13 protein-coding genes are annotated in these 17,051 nt (G+C 64.1%); 7 read left to right on the top strand and 6 right to left on the bottom strand.

All coding sequences use genetic code 11. The annotated features are described in order from the left end of the window. Positions 1–68: 68 nt before the first annotated feature. Positions 69–3,284, bottom strand: coding sequence for a DUF4214 domain-containing protein (locus AC1MGT_RS13970; protein WP_499500675.1), 3,216 nt, complete (start codon positions 3,282–3,284; stop codon positions 69–71). Positions 3,285–3,488: 204 nt separating this feature from the next. On the opposite strand from AC1MGT_RS13970, the gene AC1MGT_RS13975 reads away from it, so the two are divergent. The 3 genes from AC1MGT_RS13975 (at position 3,489) to AC1MGT_RS13985 (ending at position 6,652) form a co-directional block, all read left to right on the top strand. Beyond that, on the top strand, positions 3,489–5,006 hold the full coding sequence (locus AC1MGT_RS13975; RefSeq protein WP_499500676.1) for a BCCT family transporter: 1,518 nt from the start codon (positions 3,489–3,491) through the stop codon (positions 5,004–5,006). Between the two features lie 240 nt (positions 5,007–5,246). Further along, a complete protein-coding gene (locus AC1MGT_RS13980; protein ID WP_183553909.1) occupies positions 5,247–6,386 on the top strand; it encodes a glutathione-independent formaldehyde dehydrogenase in 1,140 nt (379 codons plus the stop codon). A 56-nt stretch (positions 6,387–6,442) separates the two neighbouring features. Next, positions 6,443–6,652 carry a hypervirulence associated TUDOR domain-containing protein gene (locus tag AC1MGT_RS13985; RefSeq protein ID WP_332530512.1) on the top strand — a complete coding sequence of 70 codons (210 nt, stop codon included), beginning with the start codon at positions 6,443–6,445 and terminating at the stop codon, positions 6,650–6,652. A 20-nt stretch (positions 6,653–6,672) separates the two neighbouring features. Here AC1MGT_RS13985 and AC1MGT_RS13990 read toward each other — a convergent pair whose 3' ends face one another. Beyond that, positions 6,673–7,065: a hypothetical protein gene (locus tag AC1MGT_RS13990; protein WP_499500677.1), complete on the bottom strand. Its 393-nt coding sequence runs from the start codon at positions 7,063–7,065 to the stop codon at positions 6,673–6,675. A 149-nt stretch (positions 7,066–7,214) separates the two neighbouring features. Here AC1MGT_RS13990 and AC1MGT_RS13995 point away from each other — a divergent pair, with 149 nt between their 5' ends. The 4 genes from AC1MGT_RS13995 (at position 7,215) to AC1MGT_RS14010 (ending at position 13,142) form a co-directional block, all read left to right on the top strand. Next, entirely contained in the window at positions 7,215–7,880 is a 666-nt protein-coding gene (locus AC1MGT_RS13995) for a response regulator transcription factor (RefSeq protein ID WP_183553903.1), read from the top strand. Continuing rightward, entirely contained in the window at positions 7,870–9,240 is a 1,371-nt protein-coding gene (locus tag AC1MGT_RS14000) for an ATP-binding protein (RefSeq protein ID WP_499500678.1), read from the top strand. Before AC1MGT_RS13995 ends, AC1MGT_RS14000 begins: the two co-directional genes overlap by 11 nt. A 76-nt stretch (positions 9,241–9,316) precedes the next feature. Then, positions 9,317–9,763 carry a YgiW/YdeI family stress tolerance OB fold protein gene (locus AC1MGT_RS14005; RefSeq protein WP_499500679.1) on the top strand — a complete coding sequence of 149 codons (447 nt, stop codon included), beginning with the start codon at positions 9,317–9,319 and terminating at the stop codon, positions 9,761–9,763. A gap of 58 nt (positions 9,764–9,821) precedes the next feature. Beyond that, the gene (locus tag AC1MGT_RS14010; RefSeq protein WP_499500680.1) at positions 9,822–13,142 is read left to right on the top strand and encodes a DEAD/DEAH box helicase; all 3,321 of its coding nucleotides are present in this window, start codon (positions 9,822–9,824) and stop codon (positions 13,140–13,142) included. Positions 13,143–13,205: 63 nt separating this feature from the next. On the opposite strand, the gene AC1MGT_RS14015 is transcribed toward AC1MGT_RS14010, so the two are convergent. The 4 genes from AC1MGT_RS14015 to AC1MGT_RS14030 form a co-directional block, all read right to left on the bottom strand. Then, the gene (locus AC1MGT_RS14015; RefSeq protein ID WP_499500681.1) at positions 13,206–13,709 is read right to left on the bottom strand and encodes a host attachment protein; all 504 of its coding nucleotides are present in this window, start codon (positions 13,707–13,709) and stop codon (positions 13,206–13,208) included. Between the two features lie 509 nt (positions 13,710–14,218). Beyond that, entirely contained in the window at positions 14,219–15,706 is a 1,488-nt protein-coding gene (locus AC1MGT_RS14020) for a PA domain-containing protein (RefSeq protein WP_499500682.1), read from the bottom strand. Between the two features lie 2 nt (positions 15,707–15,708). Then, a complete protein-coding gene (locus AC1MGT_RS14025) occupies positions 15,709–16,119 on the bottom strand; it encodes a post-PEP-CTERM-1 domain-containing protein (protein WP_499500683.1) in 411 nt (136 codons plus the stop codon). 80 nt (positions 16,120–16,199) lie between these two features. Next, positions 16,200–16,820, bottom strand: a complete 621-nt coding sequence (locus AC1MGT_RS14030; RefSeq protein WP_499500684.1) for a choice-of-anchor J domain-containing protein — start codon at positions 16,818–16,820, stop codon at positions 16,200–16,202. Positions 16,821–17,051 lie beyond the last annotated feature (231 nt).

The raw sequence follows: 17,051 nt of genomic DNA on the forward strand, positions 1-17,051 counted from the left end.
GACCAAACCCGCTGCCGTGGCGAACTATGTGTAGCCTGGAAAATACAGTCTGCGCCCGCTGCGTCTCATCACTCCCAGGGCTGGTAAGCGATGCCCTGGCCGATCAGGTCTGCCACTGCCGCGACGTTTTCACCGCTTTCGCTGAACGAGGCCAATACGCCTGCCACGTTATCGCGGCCCGAGTCGAGGACGTCGAGCCAGAAGGCGAAGCCACTGTCGTCCGGCGCACGGTCCAGCACATTGCGGTAGAGCAGACCGACCACGGCCGCATTGCTCGGCGCCGCGCCGTACATGTCACGGAACTCCCGCGAATCGGCAAACCCGCCGGCGACGGCGCCGAGCGAAGCGCCGCGATCGAGTGCGGCGATCCAGTAACCCAGGCCAATCTCGTCGGGCGCGCGGTCAAACGCGGCGCGGTAGATGCGGTATGCCTGGCCGGCTGCGCCGTCCAGGTCCAGGGCCAGCGTGCGGTTGGCAAATTGCACACGTTCGATGGACTCGAGCTGGTCGCGGTTGTCGTTCAGGCCGGCTACCCGTTCATGAATGGTCCAGGTGCCGGTCGCGGCCGAGCCGGCAATCGTATAATTGTCGCGCCCGGCCGTGTAACGGACGGTGTCGATCCCGGCGCCGCCATGCAGCAGGTCGTCGCCGGCCCCGCCAATGAGCACGTCGTTGCCGTCGTCACCATACAAGCGGTTGTTGCCCTGGTTGCCGTCCAGGACGTCGTTACCGCCGCCGCCGTGCAATTCATCGTTGCCTTCATTGCCGTTCAGGAAATCCCTGCCATCGCCACCCTCGAGCACGTCGTTGCCAGCGCCACCGTCGATGGTGTCATTGCCAGTCAGGCCGCGCAGGAGATCGTCTAGCCGGCCACCGAAGAGGCGATCGTCGAGCAGGCTGCCAGCGACCGTCTGGCCGCGCGACGAGCCGTCCGGATGGCTGCCCTCATGGAAGTTGTCGGACGTGAACGCACTGACCGTCGTGTTCTCGAGCACAACTTGGGTCGCAAACGTGCGTGGACCGGCCACGCCGTCTGCATCGATCTGGAGCAGCACGTGGCTGCCATACTGCACCATGCGCGCGCCGCCGCCCGTGCCGAAAGGATTGTCGGCGCGGTAGTAAAAGAAGGAGAAAACGTCCAGCATATCGCCGCCGGCGCCGGTCTGGAAATCACGGATCGTGAGCACTGCGGCCGGATCGTTGAATTCGTTGAACCTGTAATGGTCGCTGCCGCTGCCACCCGTGACGTCGATCCGGCGCGACGTGTCCAGGTACTGGAACCTCATCGTATCGTCGCCCTCGCCGCCATCGATCTGCAGGCCTGGCGCGTCGGCGGGTTCGCTGCCGTGACTCAGCGTGATCTCATCGTTGCCGGCGCCGCCGATGATCTTTCTGACCGCGCTGCCGCCGACGTCGATCCTGTCGTCGCCGGCGCCGCCATCGAGCAGCGATCCGGCGCCGCTCAGCCAGAGGCCATCGTCACGCAGCCGGTCGTCGCCTTCGCCGCCGCGCAGGATGTTCGCGCCCTGCGCGTCCCTGAGGTCGTCGTTGCCATCGCCACCCTCGAGGGTATCGTCCCCGTCGCCGCCGGACAGCTGGTCGTTGCCTGCGCCGCCCTGCAGCAGGTCATTGCCAACGTTGCCGTCCAGCGTGTCGTTGCCCGCGCCACCGCGCAGGGTGTCGTTGCCGGCGCGCCCGTCGAGCTGGTCATCGCCATCGCCGCCATCGATCGTATCGTCCTGTGTGTCGCCTACCAGCACATCATTTCCAGCGGTGCCGGTCTGCACGCTGCCCTGGCTGCTGCCATTGGGGTGGTAGCCGTTGACGAACTGCGTGCTGCCGAGCGATGCCAGCGAGACGTTGGCCAGGACGGCCGCCAGCTCGGGCGCATGCGTGCTGCCCGCAACACCGTCAAGATCGATGTACAACGCGACGTCCGCGCCTTCCTGGCGTGCGTTCAGATAACCGGCAGCGCCGAACGGATTGTCCGTCAGGCCATACGGAAGACCACGGCTCAGGTCGATGCGGTCGGCGCCGCCAAAGTCGGTGATGATCAGGTTGGTACCGGTTGCGAGGACCTCGAACAGGTCGGCGCCGGCCCCGCCGCTGGCACGGATCGCCACGGCGTTGCGTGTCTCGTCGAACACCAGGGTGTCGTTCCCATCTCCGCCGTCGACGGTGATGGTGCGGCCCGGTGCACCGGTTCCGCGCAGGTTCAGATAGTCGTCGCCGGCGCCTGCCAGCATGGTGTCGACGCCGCTGCCACCGGACAGATAATCATTGCCGATGCCACCCTCGAGCAGATTGGTGCCTTCCGAGTAGCTCTCGAGCCGGTCTTTGCCTGCGCCGCCGCGCAGGACGTTGTCACCGGCACCGTCGCGCAGCGTGTCATCGCCGTCGCCACCGTCGAGCATGTCGTTGCCGGCGCCCCCGAACAGAGCGTCGTTACCGCCCAATCCCAGCAGCCGGTCGTCGAGGACCGTGCCGTTGAGCGTGTCGTTACCGGCAGTACCGGTCAGGAGCATGCCGGTGGTGCCACCGCGCGGATCGAAACCATCGACGAAATTGGCTGCGCCGACCTGCCCGGGCGTGACGCCCCGCAGGGTGACCAACGTGAGATAGAGCGCAGGATCGCCCGTGCTCTGTTTTTGCAGCAGGGTGTCGGCGCCGGACGCGACCAGTCGCAGGATACCTGTGTCGAAGGGATTGCCGACCGGTTCGAAGTTGAACATTCGGCGGATGTCGATCTGGTCGCCGCCCGCGCCGGTCGTGAAGTCGGTGATCACGATCTCTTGCGCTAAATTAAGCGGACCAAACTGGTTCAGGACGAAGCGATCGCTGCCGGCACCACCGGCCAGGCTGCCGGTGCCGACCATGACGCCCGCGATATCGATTGCAATGGTGTCGTCGCCGGCGCCGCCATCGGCAACGGTTGCCACGCCGTTCGTGAACCAGCTGATCTGGATATAGTCGTTGCCGGCGCCGCCAGCGTAGGTGCTGCCGCTAGAACCGGTCAAGGTATCGTTACCGTTGCCGCCGAAGAAGTGGTTGGCGCCGAGGCTGTCTTCGATCCGGTCATCCCCGTCGCCGCCTTCGATGCGGTCGTCTCCGCCGCCGCCGCGCAGGTCGTCATTGCCACCGTAACCGTAGATCGTGTCATTCCCCTCACCGCCATCGATATTGTCGCGCTGGTCGCTGCCATGGATGGTGTCATTTTGTTCAGTACCGGTCAGGTTGACGGGGACGGGGCCGGGGCCGGTGCTTTGGAGCAGGGCATTGATCATGCGAAAAATCCAGTGAATATCGTAATGGCCGTGACTATTGCGGAACTACACATCCCTGTCCAGATAATTGACGGCCTGATGCGTTTTGCATACAGATCGCGCACGCCATACAGTTGCTGAGCCGCAGCAAATTTACAAATCACTTACAATTGCGTGGTCATTTAACTATCACAACGCCCCGCGCGTTCTGTCTCTGGAGAAACTATGCAGACAGCATTATCGGCGGGCTTCATCCTCGCCATCGTTCTGTGGGGCGTCATTTCGCCCGACACCATGGGTCCGCTGTTCGAGACCGCACTTGCTACCGTCACCCGTAATTTCGGGTGGTTCTACCTCTGGGTCGTGCTGGGCATGGTCGTGTTCGTCGCGTTCCTCGCCTTCAGCCGTTACGGCAACCTGAAACTCGGCGGCGAAGACGACGAGCCGGAATTCGCGCTCGGCAGCTGGTTTTCGATGCTGTTTGCCGCCGGCATGGGCATCGGCCTCGTGTTCTTCGGCGTGGCCGAGCCGATCTCGCACTACATCGAAGCGCCACCCGGCACCGTGTCGAGCACGCCGGAAGCGGCGGGCGCCGCCATGCGCTACACCTTCTTCCACTGGGGTATTCACCCGTGGGCGGTGTACAGCGCCGTGGCGCTGGCCATTGCCTTCTTCCAGTACCGGCGCGGCGGTGTCGCCCTCGTCAGCACCGTGACGGACGCGCTGCCATGGCCGATCGTCAAGCACATGGGCGGGTTCTTCAACGGCCTGGCCGTGGTGGCGACCGCCTTTGGCGTGGCAGCGTCGCTTGGCGTGGGCGCGCTGCAGATCAACAACGGTCTGAATACCGTGTTTGGCCTCGAGGTAAGCGAAGCCTCGCAGATCGGCATCATCGTGCTGGCCACCGTCATGTTCCTGGGCTCGGCCGTTACCGGCGTCGCGCGCGGCGTCAAGATCCTGTCGAACGCCAACATGACCGTGGCCGCGCTGCTGGCGCTGGCAGTGTTCATTCTCGGCCCGACCGTGGCGATCATCGATACGCTGACCAGCACCCTGGGCAACTACGTCACCGAATTCGTCCGCATGAGCCTGCGTGCAACGCCGTTCCGCGACAGCACCTGGGTCGGCAGCTGGACCATCTTCTACTGGGCCTGGTGGATTTCATGGTCGCCATTCGTGGGCCTGTTCATTGCCCGCGTCTCGCGTGGCCGCACGATCCGTGAATTCATCCTGGGCACGATGCTGGCGCCGACATTGGCCGCGTTCATCTGGTTCTCGATCTTTGGTGGCACTGCATTGCACATGCAGATCTGGCAGCAGATTCCGATTGCCGACGCCGTGCGCGCCGACACGGCCACTGCGCTGTTCGCGATGTTCGACGCGATGCCGTTCGGCATGCTGATGTCGGGCGTTGCCACGCTGCTGGTGGTGGTGTTCTTTGTCACATCGGGCGATTCAGCCGTGCTGGTGCTGAGCATGATGAGCAGCGGCGGCAATCCGAATCCATCGACCCGCAGCAAGCTGCTGTGGGGCGGCCTGATCGCCGGTATTGCGATCAGCCTGTTGCTGGCAGGGGGACTAAAGGCGCTGCAGACCGCGACCATCGTGTTTGCCGTGCCGTTCTCGCTGGTCATCATCCTGATGCTGATCTCGCTCTGGCGCGGGGTGCGCGAAGATTGGGCCGCGCACGAAAAGCAGGAGCGCGAACTGCGCCGCCGCGTGCGCCAGATCGTCGAGAAGTAAACGTCAATCTCGTACGACACGAACGGCCAGCCTCACTTGTGGGCTGGCCGTTTTTTCATGCACTAATGCTCCAGCGAGCAGTCAAATTTCCTTTTGTTATCGACTTGGCGTGCTGATGGACAATGTCACGTAGGCGCATGCGCCGCTGCCGCCCGGTTTGTGACCTGGCGAACAGAGCATCAATCGTGCGACTCCCAAAGTAGGTGTTTTATTCACCGAACGCCTCACGAAGGGAACCCAATGAAAGCACTTGTCTACAACGGACCATGCGACGTCCAGATCAAGAACGTGCCGGATGCCACGATCGAGAAGCCGACCGATGTGCTGGTGCGCATCACGACCACCAACATCTGCGGCTCTGACCTGCACATGTACGAAGGTCGCACCAGCATGGAAACGGGCCGCATTCTCGGTCACGAAAACATGGGTGAAGTCATCGCCGTCGGCAAGGCCGTCGACCGCGTCAAGGTCGGCGACATGGTGTGCCTGCCATTCAATATCGGTTGCGGCTTTTGCGAAAGCTGCGAGCGCGGCCTGACCGGCTTTTGCCTGACCTGCAATCCGGGCAGCGCGGGCGCGGCCTACGGCTTTGCCGGCATGGGTCCGTACAGCGGTGGCCAGGCTGAACTGCTGCGCGTGCCATACGGCGATTTCAATTGCCTGGTACTGCCAAAGGATGCACAAGAAAAGGAAAACGATTACGTGATGCTGTCGGATATCTTCCCGACCGGCTACCACGCAACCGAACTGGCGCAGATGAAGCCGGGCGACTCGGTGGCCATCTATGGCGCCGGTCCGGTGGGCCTGATGGCGGCGATGTCGGCCTTCCTCAAGGGCGCAAGCCGCGTGTTCGTCGTTGACCCGAACAAGGACCGCCTGGCGCTGGCCGAGAAGATGGGCGCGATCGGCATCAATGACATCGAAGGCGATGGCGCCGCGCAGATCAAGGAACTGACGGACGGCCAGGGCGCCGACTGCGGTTGCGAATGCGTGGGCTACCAGTGCTGCGACAAGCACGGCAAGGAAGTACCGAACCTGACGATGAACAATCTGGTTGAAGCGGTCAAGCCAACCGGCGGCATCGGTGTGGTGGGTGTGTTCCTGCCGGAAGATCCGGGTGCGAAGGACGAGCTGGCCAAGGAAGGCAAGCTGGCGTTCGACTACGGCAAATTGTGGTTCAAGGGCCAGCGCATCGGCAACGGCCAGGCCAACGTCAAGGCATACAACCGCAGCCTCGCCAAGCTGATCCACGCTGGCCGCGCCAAGCCGTCGCAGATCATCTCGCACGAGCTGTCGCTGGACGAAGCGCCGCACGCATACAAGAAGTTCGATGAGCGCGCTGATGGCTGGACCAAGGTGATTCTCAAGCCGGGCCAGTAAGTTGCAACGTGGGCCGGGGCAGCCCGGCTCACGTCATTGCTGAAAGGAGCACAATCATGACAACGACGTTCAAGGCCGGTGACAAGGTGGAGTGGGAGTCATCCCAGGGCACGGTCACCGGCAAGATCAAGAAGAAGTTGACGGCGCCGACCGACATCAAGAGTCACCATGTCGCGGCGTCCAAAGAACATCCGGAATACCTGGTGGTCAGCGACAAGACCGGGGCGGAGGCGGCGCACAAGGCGTCGGCACTGAAGAAAGCGTAAAGCCTGCGCTAGTCTGCAATTCAGCCCTGTACCGGCGCTGGCTGCTGTTTCGTTTCAGTCTGGACGACGCAGCTGCGCTTGCATTGCTGATACGACTTGTCACAGGTGCCAGTCCGGTCAAGCCGGCGATGCGTGTTGCCGGCAGCCTGCAGGGCGCGCGCACCCTGGCCCGGTACTGCACCCTCGGCCGTTCGCGCCAGCGGATTGCGGGCAGCGGTCTCGGGCGGCGGCACAAAGCGTTCCTTGCCACCCGAACTGGCCTCGACACGGCATTCACGCTGTGTTGATTCGCACATCGATGTACAAAAATTCGTGTCGGCAGCCAGTGCCGGGCCGGTTGCCAGCATGCCGAGGCACGCCATCAGCGACGCGGCCGGCGCAGCAAGGCGGGTCAATGCAAGTCGAAAAGTCATGGCGTGAAGTCCAACGTGGAAAATTGCTAGTCTACGGCATCGGTATCGCTGAAAACTCACGCATTCTCATCCACGTCGCCCATGCTTTAAGATTCGGTTCACCTTGTCGCGCAAGCATGGCAAGGCATTCCATTCACTCATTCCACACCATGCGCATTCTGCTCGTCGAAGACGACCTCTCCCTTGGCGACACCATCCAGGCCTGGTTGCGCCTCGATGGTCACGCTGTCGACTGGGTCCAGCGCGGCGACTCGGCGCAGACGGCCCTGATGACCCATCGCTATGACTGCGTGCTGCTCGACCGCGGCTTGCCGGGCTTGTCCGGCGACGCCTTGCTGGGCCAGTTGCGCGCGGCCGGCAATGGCGTGGCCGTCATCCTGATCACGGCCTTCAATGCGCTGGCCGATCGCGTCGAAGGCCTGGACCTGGGCGCGGACGACTACCTGGTCAAGCCGTTCGAACTCGAGGAAATGTCGGCCCGTATCCGCGCGGCCGTGCGCCGCGGCGCGAACCAGGTGAGCAATGACCTCGTGCACGGCGAGATCGCCCTGAACCTGGACACCAAGGCGGCCAGCCTGCGCGGCGTGCCCGTCGCGCTGACGGCGCGCGAGTACAACGTGCTGTATGCGCTGCTGCTGCGCAAGAACAGCATCGTCACCCGGGCCCAGATCGAAGAGACGCTGTATGGATGGGGCGACGAAGTCGAGAGCAATGCGATCGAGGTCTATGTGCACAATCTGCGCAAGAAGTTCGGCAGCGACAGCATCGTCACCGTACGCGGTCTGGGCTACCGGATGAAGACTGATGGTGAATGATTTGCCGGTGCAGCCGTGGTCACTGCGCCGGCGCCTCTTGATGGCCATCGTGGCCGCCAGCACCGTGCTGTGGCTGGCCAGCCTGGGCATCGTCACCGTGATCGCCTGGCAGGAAACCAATGACGTGTTCGATGACGCGCTCGAGGAATCGGGCCACATGATCATGGCCGCCACCACCGATTGGAACGAGCGCGGCCTGTTGCTGCGGCCGGGGCTCGAGAGCCGGCCTGGCCGCAAGGTCGACATGCAGTACCAGATCGTGGCGGACGGACGCGTCGTCCAGCGCACCGGCGGCGCGCCTGCCCAGCCGTTCGTGACGGATTTCGATGAGCAGGACGGCTTCGCCGACGTGCGCAACAACGGCGATCCGTGGCGCGTGTTTGTCGTGCGCGACGTGGCCCGAAGCGTGGAGGTTCAGGTCGGCCAGCAGCAGAGCAAGCGTTTCGATATTCTCGAAGAACTGGCCGAATCGCTGTGGCTGCCCGTGCTGGGCTTCCTGCTGCTACTGGCGCTCGTGTGCTGGGTGCTGACCGGGCGCGTGCTGAAGCCCTTGCGCCAGACGGCGGCAAGCATCGCGGCCAAGACGCCGCACGACCTGACGCAGGTACCCACCGCCGGCCAGGCGCGCGAAGTGCTGCCGATCGTGCAGGCGCTCAATGACGTGCTGGGGCGCCTGGAAGCGGCGCTGCAGGCCGAGCGTCGCTTTACTGCCGACGCCGCGCACGAGCTGCGCACGCCGCTGGCGGGCCTGCACATGCATGTACAACTGCTGCAGCGCCAGCATCCCGAACTGGCCGCACCGTTCCAGAAGCTGCGCCACGATATCGCGCGCACGACCGGGCTGGTCGACAGCCTGCTCACGCTGGCACGCCTGGACCCGCTGGCGCGCGAACAGCTGGTGCGCCAGCCGGTACCTCTGCCGGCGCTGTTTGAGCGCCTCGTGGGCGCGCATGCGCAGGAAGCGGCGGCGCGCGGCATCCGCATCGCCGTGCACTGCGAGCTCGAACACGTGGAGGCCGATCCGCAGATGCTCGACATCGTGCTGCGCAACCTGCTCGACAACGCGCTGCGCTATTGCCCGGACGGCAGCCGCATCGTCATCGATGCGCGCCGGCACGGCGGATTCGACCGCATTGCCGTGCGCGACAATGGCCCGGGTGTGGATGCAGCCAGCCGCGCGCGCCTGAGCGAGCGGTTCTTCCGCGTGCTGGGGCAGGGCCAGCCGGGCAGCGGACTCGGGCTGTCGATCGTCCGGCGCATCGCCGATCTGCACGGCATCGCGCTGGCCTTTGGTACAGGCCTGGACGGGCACGGGCTCGGTGTCACGCTCGACTTCGATGCACCCTTAAGATCGGTTTAATGTCCCGCCGGTGTAATGCGTCTGTGCCTGCCAACGCTGTGCAGGCAACGACCCACCAACTACCGAGGACTTGACCATGACACGTATTTCGCACATCGCCTGCATCGCCCTGTTGATCACCGGTTCGGCCGCTGCTGTCGCCCAGACCGCGGCAACCCAGACTGCAACGCCGGCTGCAACCGCCACCGTAGCGCCAACTGCCGCCCCGGCCACCAAAGCCGCGCCATCGGGCTATGCCGGCCCATCGGGCGCGCCATTGATGACCGCCAAGGATTTGCTGGCCAATGGCAAGGACGACCAGTACGTGCGCCTCAAGGGCAAGCTCACCAGCCACAAGGGCGACGAGAACTACGAGTTCACCGACGCCAGCGGCAAGATCACCGTCGAGATCGACGCGGACCGTTTCCCGGCCGGCGTGACCGTCGATCACAACACGCTGGTGGAACTCACCGGCGAGTTCGACAAGGAAATGTTTGGCGACTCTACCGTGGACGTCGAGCAGATCAAGGTCGTCGCGCAGTAAGAACTGACGTGTTCGGGCGATAATGGTGGCTTCGCCGCCATGATTGTCCGATTTGCCCATGCATTACGATTACGCCGACCTGACGCACAACTTCGACCCCGGCGCCCTGCAGCGTGGCCACGATTACGCCGATGACGGCCATGTCCTGGTCGCGCAGTGGCAGGCCGACCGGCTGGTTGGCGAAGCCGCCGGCAGCGGCGGGGCGACCTACCATCAGACCATCCGCGTGTTCACGCGCCGCGAGCAAATCAACTTCGACGGTCGCTGCACCTGCCCGGTGGGCTACAACTGCAAGCACGTGGTGTCGGTCCTGATCAAGGACATCGAGTGCCGCGAACGCGAAGCACGGCAAGCGCCCGGCGCGGCCAACGCCGTCGCGCAGCACTGGCTCATGCAGCTCTCGCAGCTAAGCCAGATCACGCAGCCGGCGCTGTCGGGCACGGGCGCCGTGACCATCCTGGCCTGGGTGCTGGTGCCGGATCTGCACGGCCACTCCCGGCTGCATCTGCGCAAGGGCCGCCAGGGCAAGCGCGCCGGCATCGGCGCCAGTTCCAGCGACGTCAACCACCACGGCCTGCTGCGCGATCCACCAGCCTGGATCGCGACCGGCGACGTCGAGCTGCTGCGGCAGTTTGCCGGCCTGGCGGCTGCCTCGGGCGGCCTGGGCGTCGCGCGGCCGCAAGGCGCGCTGGGCGCACGCCTGCTGGCCCAACTCGTCGCGCAAGACCGGCTGCTGCGTGCCCACACGCCAGAGGATCTGGCGCGCGGCCGGGTCACGCCGCTGCTGGCCGGCCCGAAGCGCGCGGCCGTGATCGACTGGCATCCGCTCGATGGCGATCCCGATGCGCTTCAGCTGAGCTGGCAATTTGCCGGTGGCGGCGCACGCGAGCAGCAGATTCCCGACGAAGTGCTGCCAACCGAACCGGCCTGCTACATCGATGGCGACCTGATCGGGGAGCTGACCCTGCCGGCATTGCTGGCGCCCTTGCCGCTGGAGATGCTGCTCGGCGCGGTGGAGCAGGCGCCGCTGCTGTGGCCGGAGCACCGCGCCAGCGTGGCGACGCGCATGGCCGAGCTTGGCCTGGATGGCGTGTTCCCGCTGCCGCAGGTGCTGGAAACGCAAGAGCGCAGCGACGTGGCGCCGGTGCCCCTGCTGGTGCTCGACAGCATGCTGGCCAGGCAGCGCGGCGACTACCGCTGGTATGACCATGCCACGCTGATGTTCGACTACGACGGCTGGATCGCGGAGCCTGACGACGGCCCGGTGCTGCGCCGCGTCGAGAACACCAGGGTCCAGCTCATCGTACGCAATGCCGCGCTCGAGGCGGCGGCGCGGGCGCTGCTGACCGGGCTCGGGTTTGCCGAACCGCCACGCGACTCGCCACTGCTGGATCTGCCCGGCGCCCTGCAGCTTGCCGACGAGGCGGCCTGGGTTGGCTTCGTGCGCGATGCGCTGCCGCGCCTGGAGGCGGCCGGCTGGCAGGTCGAGATCGAAGCCGATTATCGCTACCACCTGGCCGAGGTCGATGACTGGTACGCCGAACTCGATGAAGAAGGTGAGGGCGGGCAAGCCTGGTTCGCGCTCGAGCTGGGCATTGTCGTGAACGGTCAGCGGCACGCGCTGCTGCCCTTGCTGCTCAAGATGATCCGCGCTGCGCCGCAGGAGTTTGATCCGGTGGCCCTGGCCACGCGCGCCGACAATGGCGACCTGGTGATCGAGCTCGACGACGAAACGCGTGTGGCCGTGACCTGGGGCCGCATCAAACCGATCCTGGTCACGCTGGGCGAGCTGTACTTTAATGAGCGCATGGGCAGCCGGGTGCGCCTGCCGGTGATGGATGCGGCGCGACTGGCCGAACTCGAGCGCGCCGCGCACCTGCGCTGGATGGGCGGCGAGCGCCTGCGCGCTTTGGGCCGCAAGCTCAACGATTTCGACGGCATCCGGCCAGTTGAATTGCCCGTTGGCCTGCAGGCCGACCTGCGGCCCTACCAGCGCAGCGGCCTGGCCTGGCTGCAGTTCCTGCGCGAGTACGAATTCGGCGGCATCCTCGCCGACGACATGGGCCTGGGCAAGACGATCCAGGCACTGGCCCACATCCTGGTCGAGAAAGAAGCGGGGCGGCTCGACCGCCCGGCGCTGGTCGTGGCGCCCACGAGCCTGATGCCCAACTGGCAGGCCGAGGCGGCCCGCTTCACGCCCGGCCTGCGCGTGCTGCTGTTGCACGGCAAGGAGCGCACGGCGCTGTTCGATGGCATCGGCGACGTCGACGTGGTCTTGACCACCTACGCGCTGCTCGGGCGCGACGAAGTGGCGCTGCGCGGTCATCGCTATCACCTGTTGATCCTCGATGAGGCGCAGTACATCAAGAACAGCCGCAGCAAGGCGGCGCAGACGGCGCGCCTGCTCGACGCGCGCCATCGCCTGTGCCTGACCGGCACGCCGGTGCAGAACCACCTGGGCGAATTGTGGTCGCAGTTCCATTTCCTGATGCCGGGCTTGCTGGGCGACGAGCGGGGCTTCAACACCGTGTTTCGCAAACCGATCGAGCAGGGCGGTGACATGGGGCGCAAGGACCTGCTGGTGCGACGCCTGAAACCGTTCATGCTGCGCCGGACCAAGGACAAGGTGGCCACCGAACTTCCGCCCAAGACCGAGATCATCCTGCCGGTCGAGCTCGGCGGCGTGCAGCGCGACCTGTACGAAACGGTGCGCGTGGCGATGGACCGCAAGGTGCGCGACGAGATCGATCGCAAGGGCCTGGCGCGCAGCCACATCGTGATTCTCGAAGCGCTGCTCAAGCTGCGCCAGGTATGCTGCGATCCGCGCCTGCTCAAGACGGGCGCGGCCGGTGGCTCGGCCAAGCTCGACGCGCTGATGGAATTGCTCGACACCCTCATCAGCGAAGGCCGCAAGGTGCTGGTGTTTTCGCAGTTCACGAGCATGCTGGCGCTGATCGCCGGTGAACTCAACGCGCGCAGCATCGCGTACGTCGAACTCACGGGCAGCACGGTCGACCGCGCCGCGCCGGTCGCTGCGTTCCAGGCGGGGCAGGTGGGCGTGTTCCTGATCAGCCTGAAGGCCGGCGGTGTGGGCCTCAATCTCACGGCGGCCGACACCGTCATCCACTACGATCCGTGGTGGAACCCGGCCAGCGAAAACCAGGCCACCGACCGCGCCTGGCGCATTGGCCAGACGCAGCCGGTCTTCGTCTACAAGCTGATCGCGCGCGGCACGCTCGAAGAAAAAATCCAGGACATGCAGCGCCGCAAAGGTGATCTGGCCAATGCCCTGCTGGCGGGGGACACCGAGCTGGCGCCGGCCATCGGGGCCGACGACCTGCGCGAGATCTTCTCGCCGGTCGAACACGCACGGCCATAACGCAACAGGCCCGCCGGAATGGCGGGCCTGTCAGGGGTGAAACAACCTTGCGGTCGTTCGACCTCAGGCTTTTTCGAGATGCGCCGCGAGTTGGCCGCGCAGTTCGTGGCCGCTCGAGTGCGTGTAATCCTTGTTGAGCTCATGCGTGATCAGCGCTTTGACCTGCGGATCGATTGCGGTGCGCAGCAAGCCCAGGAACTCGGGCGATGCGGACACGATCAGATGCTGGTACTGGCCTTTCTGCTGGCCTTGCAACAGGTACGCGGCGACGTCCTTGGCAAACTTTTGCGCTTCGTGCTCGGCTGGCGTGACGGCTGGCTGGTAGTCGCTGCCCGGCGCGCCTGCCTGTGCTGCGTGCTCGAAGCCGCCGCCCTGGCCGCCACCGATACTGTGGCCGCTATTGCCGGCCGCCCGCGGGCTCAGCCGGTCGGTCACGATGTCGCTCACGCGCTGCTGCGCAGCAGGATTGACCATGTCTTCCACTTCTTGCAGCGACTTGGCAGATTTGGCATCGGCAAAAATACGTGCACGACCGGCATTGGCCGCGATAATCCAGGTTGTAGGCATAGAGTCCCCTGATTGAATGGTGAGTGGGCGCATCTGGCGCTGCGGAGCCTGGGCCCCGGCTGGCGCGATGCGCACGAAGGCCATCGCCGACAGTAGTGGCCACGAACGATGCACAGCATCGGACCGCGCTCGCTGCCTGGCGACAAGTGATGATTTAAGTATAGCCCTGTCAAAAAATCCACGTCGCACCGCGTTCCTGCCGTGCGCGCCTGGCGAGGTGCCGGATACCAAATGGATCAATTTGCTGGTGGACGTGCAGTAGCGTACTGAACCGGGAGGCTACAGGGCGCAAGATGGATCCATCGACACTGCAAACACGGAAGGAACACTATCATGGGTAAATTTTTCATTGGCTGGCTCCTGGGCATCCCGGTCGTTGTACTGGTCATCCTGTACCTGATCTTCTAATCGACGATCGTTCGCAGCAAATAAAAACGCCACCTTGCAAGGTGGCGTTTTTGTTGGCACGCTTCACGACGCCTGGCGCCGTGAAGCGTTTTATCCAACGATTACCAGCCGATATCCTTCAGCAGTGGCAGCGTCAGATCCTGCGGTGGCGACACCGACAGGGTCAGGTCCGAATTGATGCTTGGCTCCATCAGCAGGTTTGGCGATGCCGTCACGTCCCAGTGCGAGACCGACGAACCCGGTGCCAGCGTAGCTGGGGTGTACAGCAGCGGACGACCAAGGGCATCGGCGCCAGCCTTGCGGGTGTTGTCAACGGCAAACGTTGCAGTGACCGCACCGGCTTGTGCACGCGAGCCGTATGGCTTGGCGGCGGCCACGGCCGCTTTCAGCAGTTCGCCTTCCGCTTGCGTGATACCCACCGACGGGATGGTGACGCTAGCATCGGTGCCGCCTGGAACGAGCGGACCTGGCGCGTTGTTAGCCAGCACGACGCCGATCGCACCGGCGTTCTGTGCATTCTTGACCTTGAGGGCAAAAGCGCAGGCACCGCGATTGATGATCGGTACCTTGCCGCGGACCGCTGCGGTATTGGCTGCATCGAATGGGGAGCATCCAGGCCCGATTTCACCAGCCTGAGGCATGATCGTGGTCAGCACGCCAAGCTTGCCGGAGGTCGGTGCAACTGGGCCGAAGGATGACGCATTGAATTCCATCGTCGGGATGGTGCTGCCCGGGCCGGCTGATTTCAGCAGTGGCGTGCCGCGCAGGATGCTGGCGCCGGCAACCGAGTTGGCACCGGTCCAGGCCACGCCCAGCGGGTTGATCGCCGAGGCGCGACGTTCGGCCGACGTCATGTTCAGCCAGCTCTTCTTGGCGGTGTTGTCGTACATGAACTCTTCCCAGACGCTTGGCAGGCCGCCTTCGGACACATACGCCGTACCCGCCGCATTGATGCGGGCGCCAGTCGACGTGTTCACACTGACGACCGAGAAGCCCAGGCCGTGGCCCAGTTCGTGCAGCAGGGTTGCGGCAAAGTTCACCTGGCCGCCGGCATTGCCGTCCAGGCCCAGGTAGAAGCTGCTGCCTGCGAGGCAGTTCGGCTGACCGAGGTTGACGTTGAACTGGGTCTTGATGTCGACGTTGCCGTAGCCCGTGCCGTCGTCAGGAAAGCCTGCAGTCAGGTTGACACCGGCCAGCTTGTTGGCCAGTGCTGCCGGATACCAGGTGTTTTTCTTGCCGCCTGGGAAATTATTCCAGATATTCCATGCGCCGGCGCTGCCCAGCGTGGCCGAGGTGGCGGTGCAGTTCAGTGCTTCCCAGCCGGCTGACACGGTGATCGTCACGTTGCTCTGGAGATTGCGCTCCCAGATATCGGCGACGTGGCGGTACACGTTCATGCGTTGCTGGCCGAGCGTCGTGCCATTATTGCCGCCAACCGGTGCCACCGGGGTGGCATCGTTGAAGCCGAAGCCGGCTGGATCGCGGCTCTGAATGGTGATGGTTGCAGCTTGCGCGGCGATGCAGGTCAGGATGCTGGCGGTGGCCAGTACGGTGCGTGCGGCGGTGAGCGAGAAGGATGGGGTGCGCATGATTACTCCGTGACAGGCGTAATGGTGTGAACGTGGCCGGTCGAATCGGCATTCTGGGTGTCGCCGTGCGTAACGGTAATGCTGCCGTCGGCGTTACGAACTGCCACTGACGTGGTCATGAATTCGTCGGTCAGACGGGCGCCGCGCGCGCCGCTGCTGTGGGATTTCTGCAGGGTTGCTTTCGGTGCGATGCGCGCGTAGGCCCTGACGGACTGCGCTTTCAGCGCGACTGCTTCGGCAGGGGTGGCGCCGCGCAGCTTGCCGGTTTCGGCATCGCGCACGACGGTCAGGGACTCATTCGAGACGACCGGTGCTTCCTGGGCAATGGCGGACTGGCCGGCGAAACCCATCAGGGCAAAGGCAATGCCGGCGGCGCGCAGCGCGCGCAGGCCGGTTTGTTGTTTCTGGAACATGACACTCTCCTGGAAAAACCTGTTCGATGCAAAAGGTGCGAAGCGTAGTGCGCTTCGGCGGACAACGTGGCGTGGCGCGCTCAGGCGCGTTTGCGGCGACGTGCGGCAACCAGGCCCATGGCGCCAGCGGCCAGAATCAGGATGCTCGACGGTTCAGGCACGTCGACCATGACAGAGTCGAGGCCGACATAGTTCGACTCGGCCGTTTCGCCGGTGTATTGGAAGCCGAAGCGGGCAGAACCCTCGCGTGGGCCGATCCAGGCCGTGTATTGCGTCCAGCCATTCTTGCCAACGGTGAAGCTTGGGACCAGGTCAAATCCGACACCCTTGGTGTCGACAAAACCAAACGCAAACTTGTCGCTAAAGCCTTCTTCGTCGACTGCCCGCAGCCAGAACGAGACGGTTACGCCGAGCACGGTCGAGAATTCAGGGGTGTACAGCCAGTTGTTGAGTGTGCCGCCGTCGACACCGCTGCTGAAACTGGTGGCGACGAACGATTCCGGTGCGCCGCTTTGGGCATCGAATTTCGTTTGATCGCCCTGGAACCAATTGAGAGTACCAAGTGGAGCGCTCTTGTTGTCCACGATCCAGCCCTTGCTCTGGAGCGTGTTGACATTGTCAAAACCTTCATTGACTACGACCGCGGCGGATGCCGAAGCCATCATTCCGGAAACCAGCAATGCGAGTAATGCGTTCTTCATTCTATTGCGCTCCAAGTGTGTACGATGAACGGGGCCGCATTCGTGTCACAGCCCCTGTATCGGATGTCGTAACGATTATTCGACGACCATGGGAGCCAATGCATATTACGTGCCAGCAAAACAAGGCGTTGATTTCTATAAGGAATATTTTTCGAAATGAAAATTTCGTAATTAATTGTAAGATTTTCCGACAAATTTCATACGCTTGTCACATAAATAACGACACTTTAT

Source organism: Telluria sp. BA11 (genome assembly GCF_056680305.1).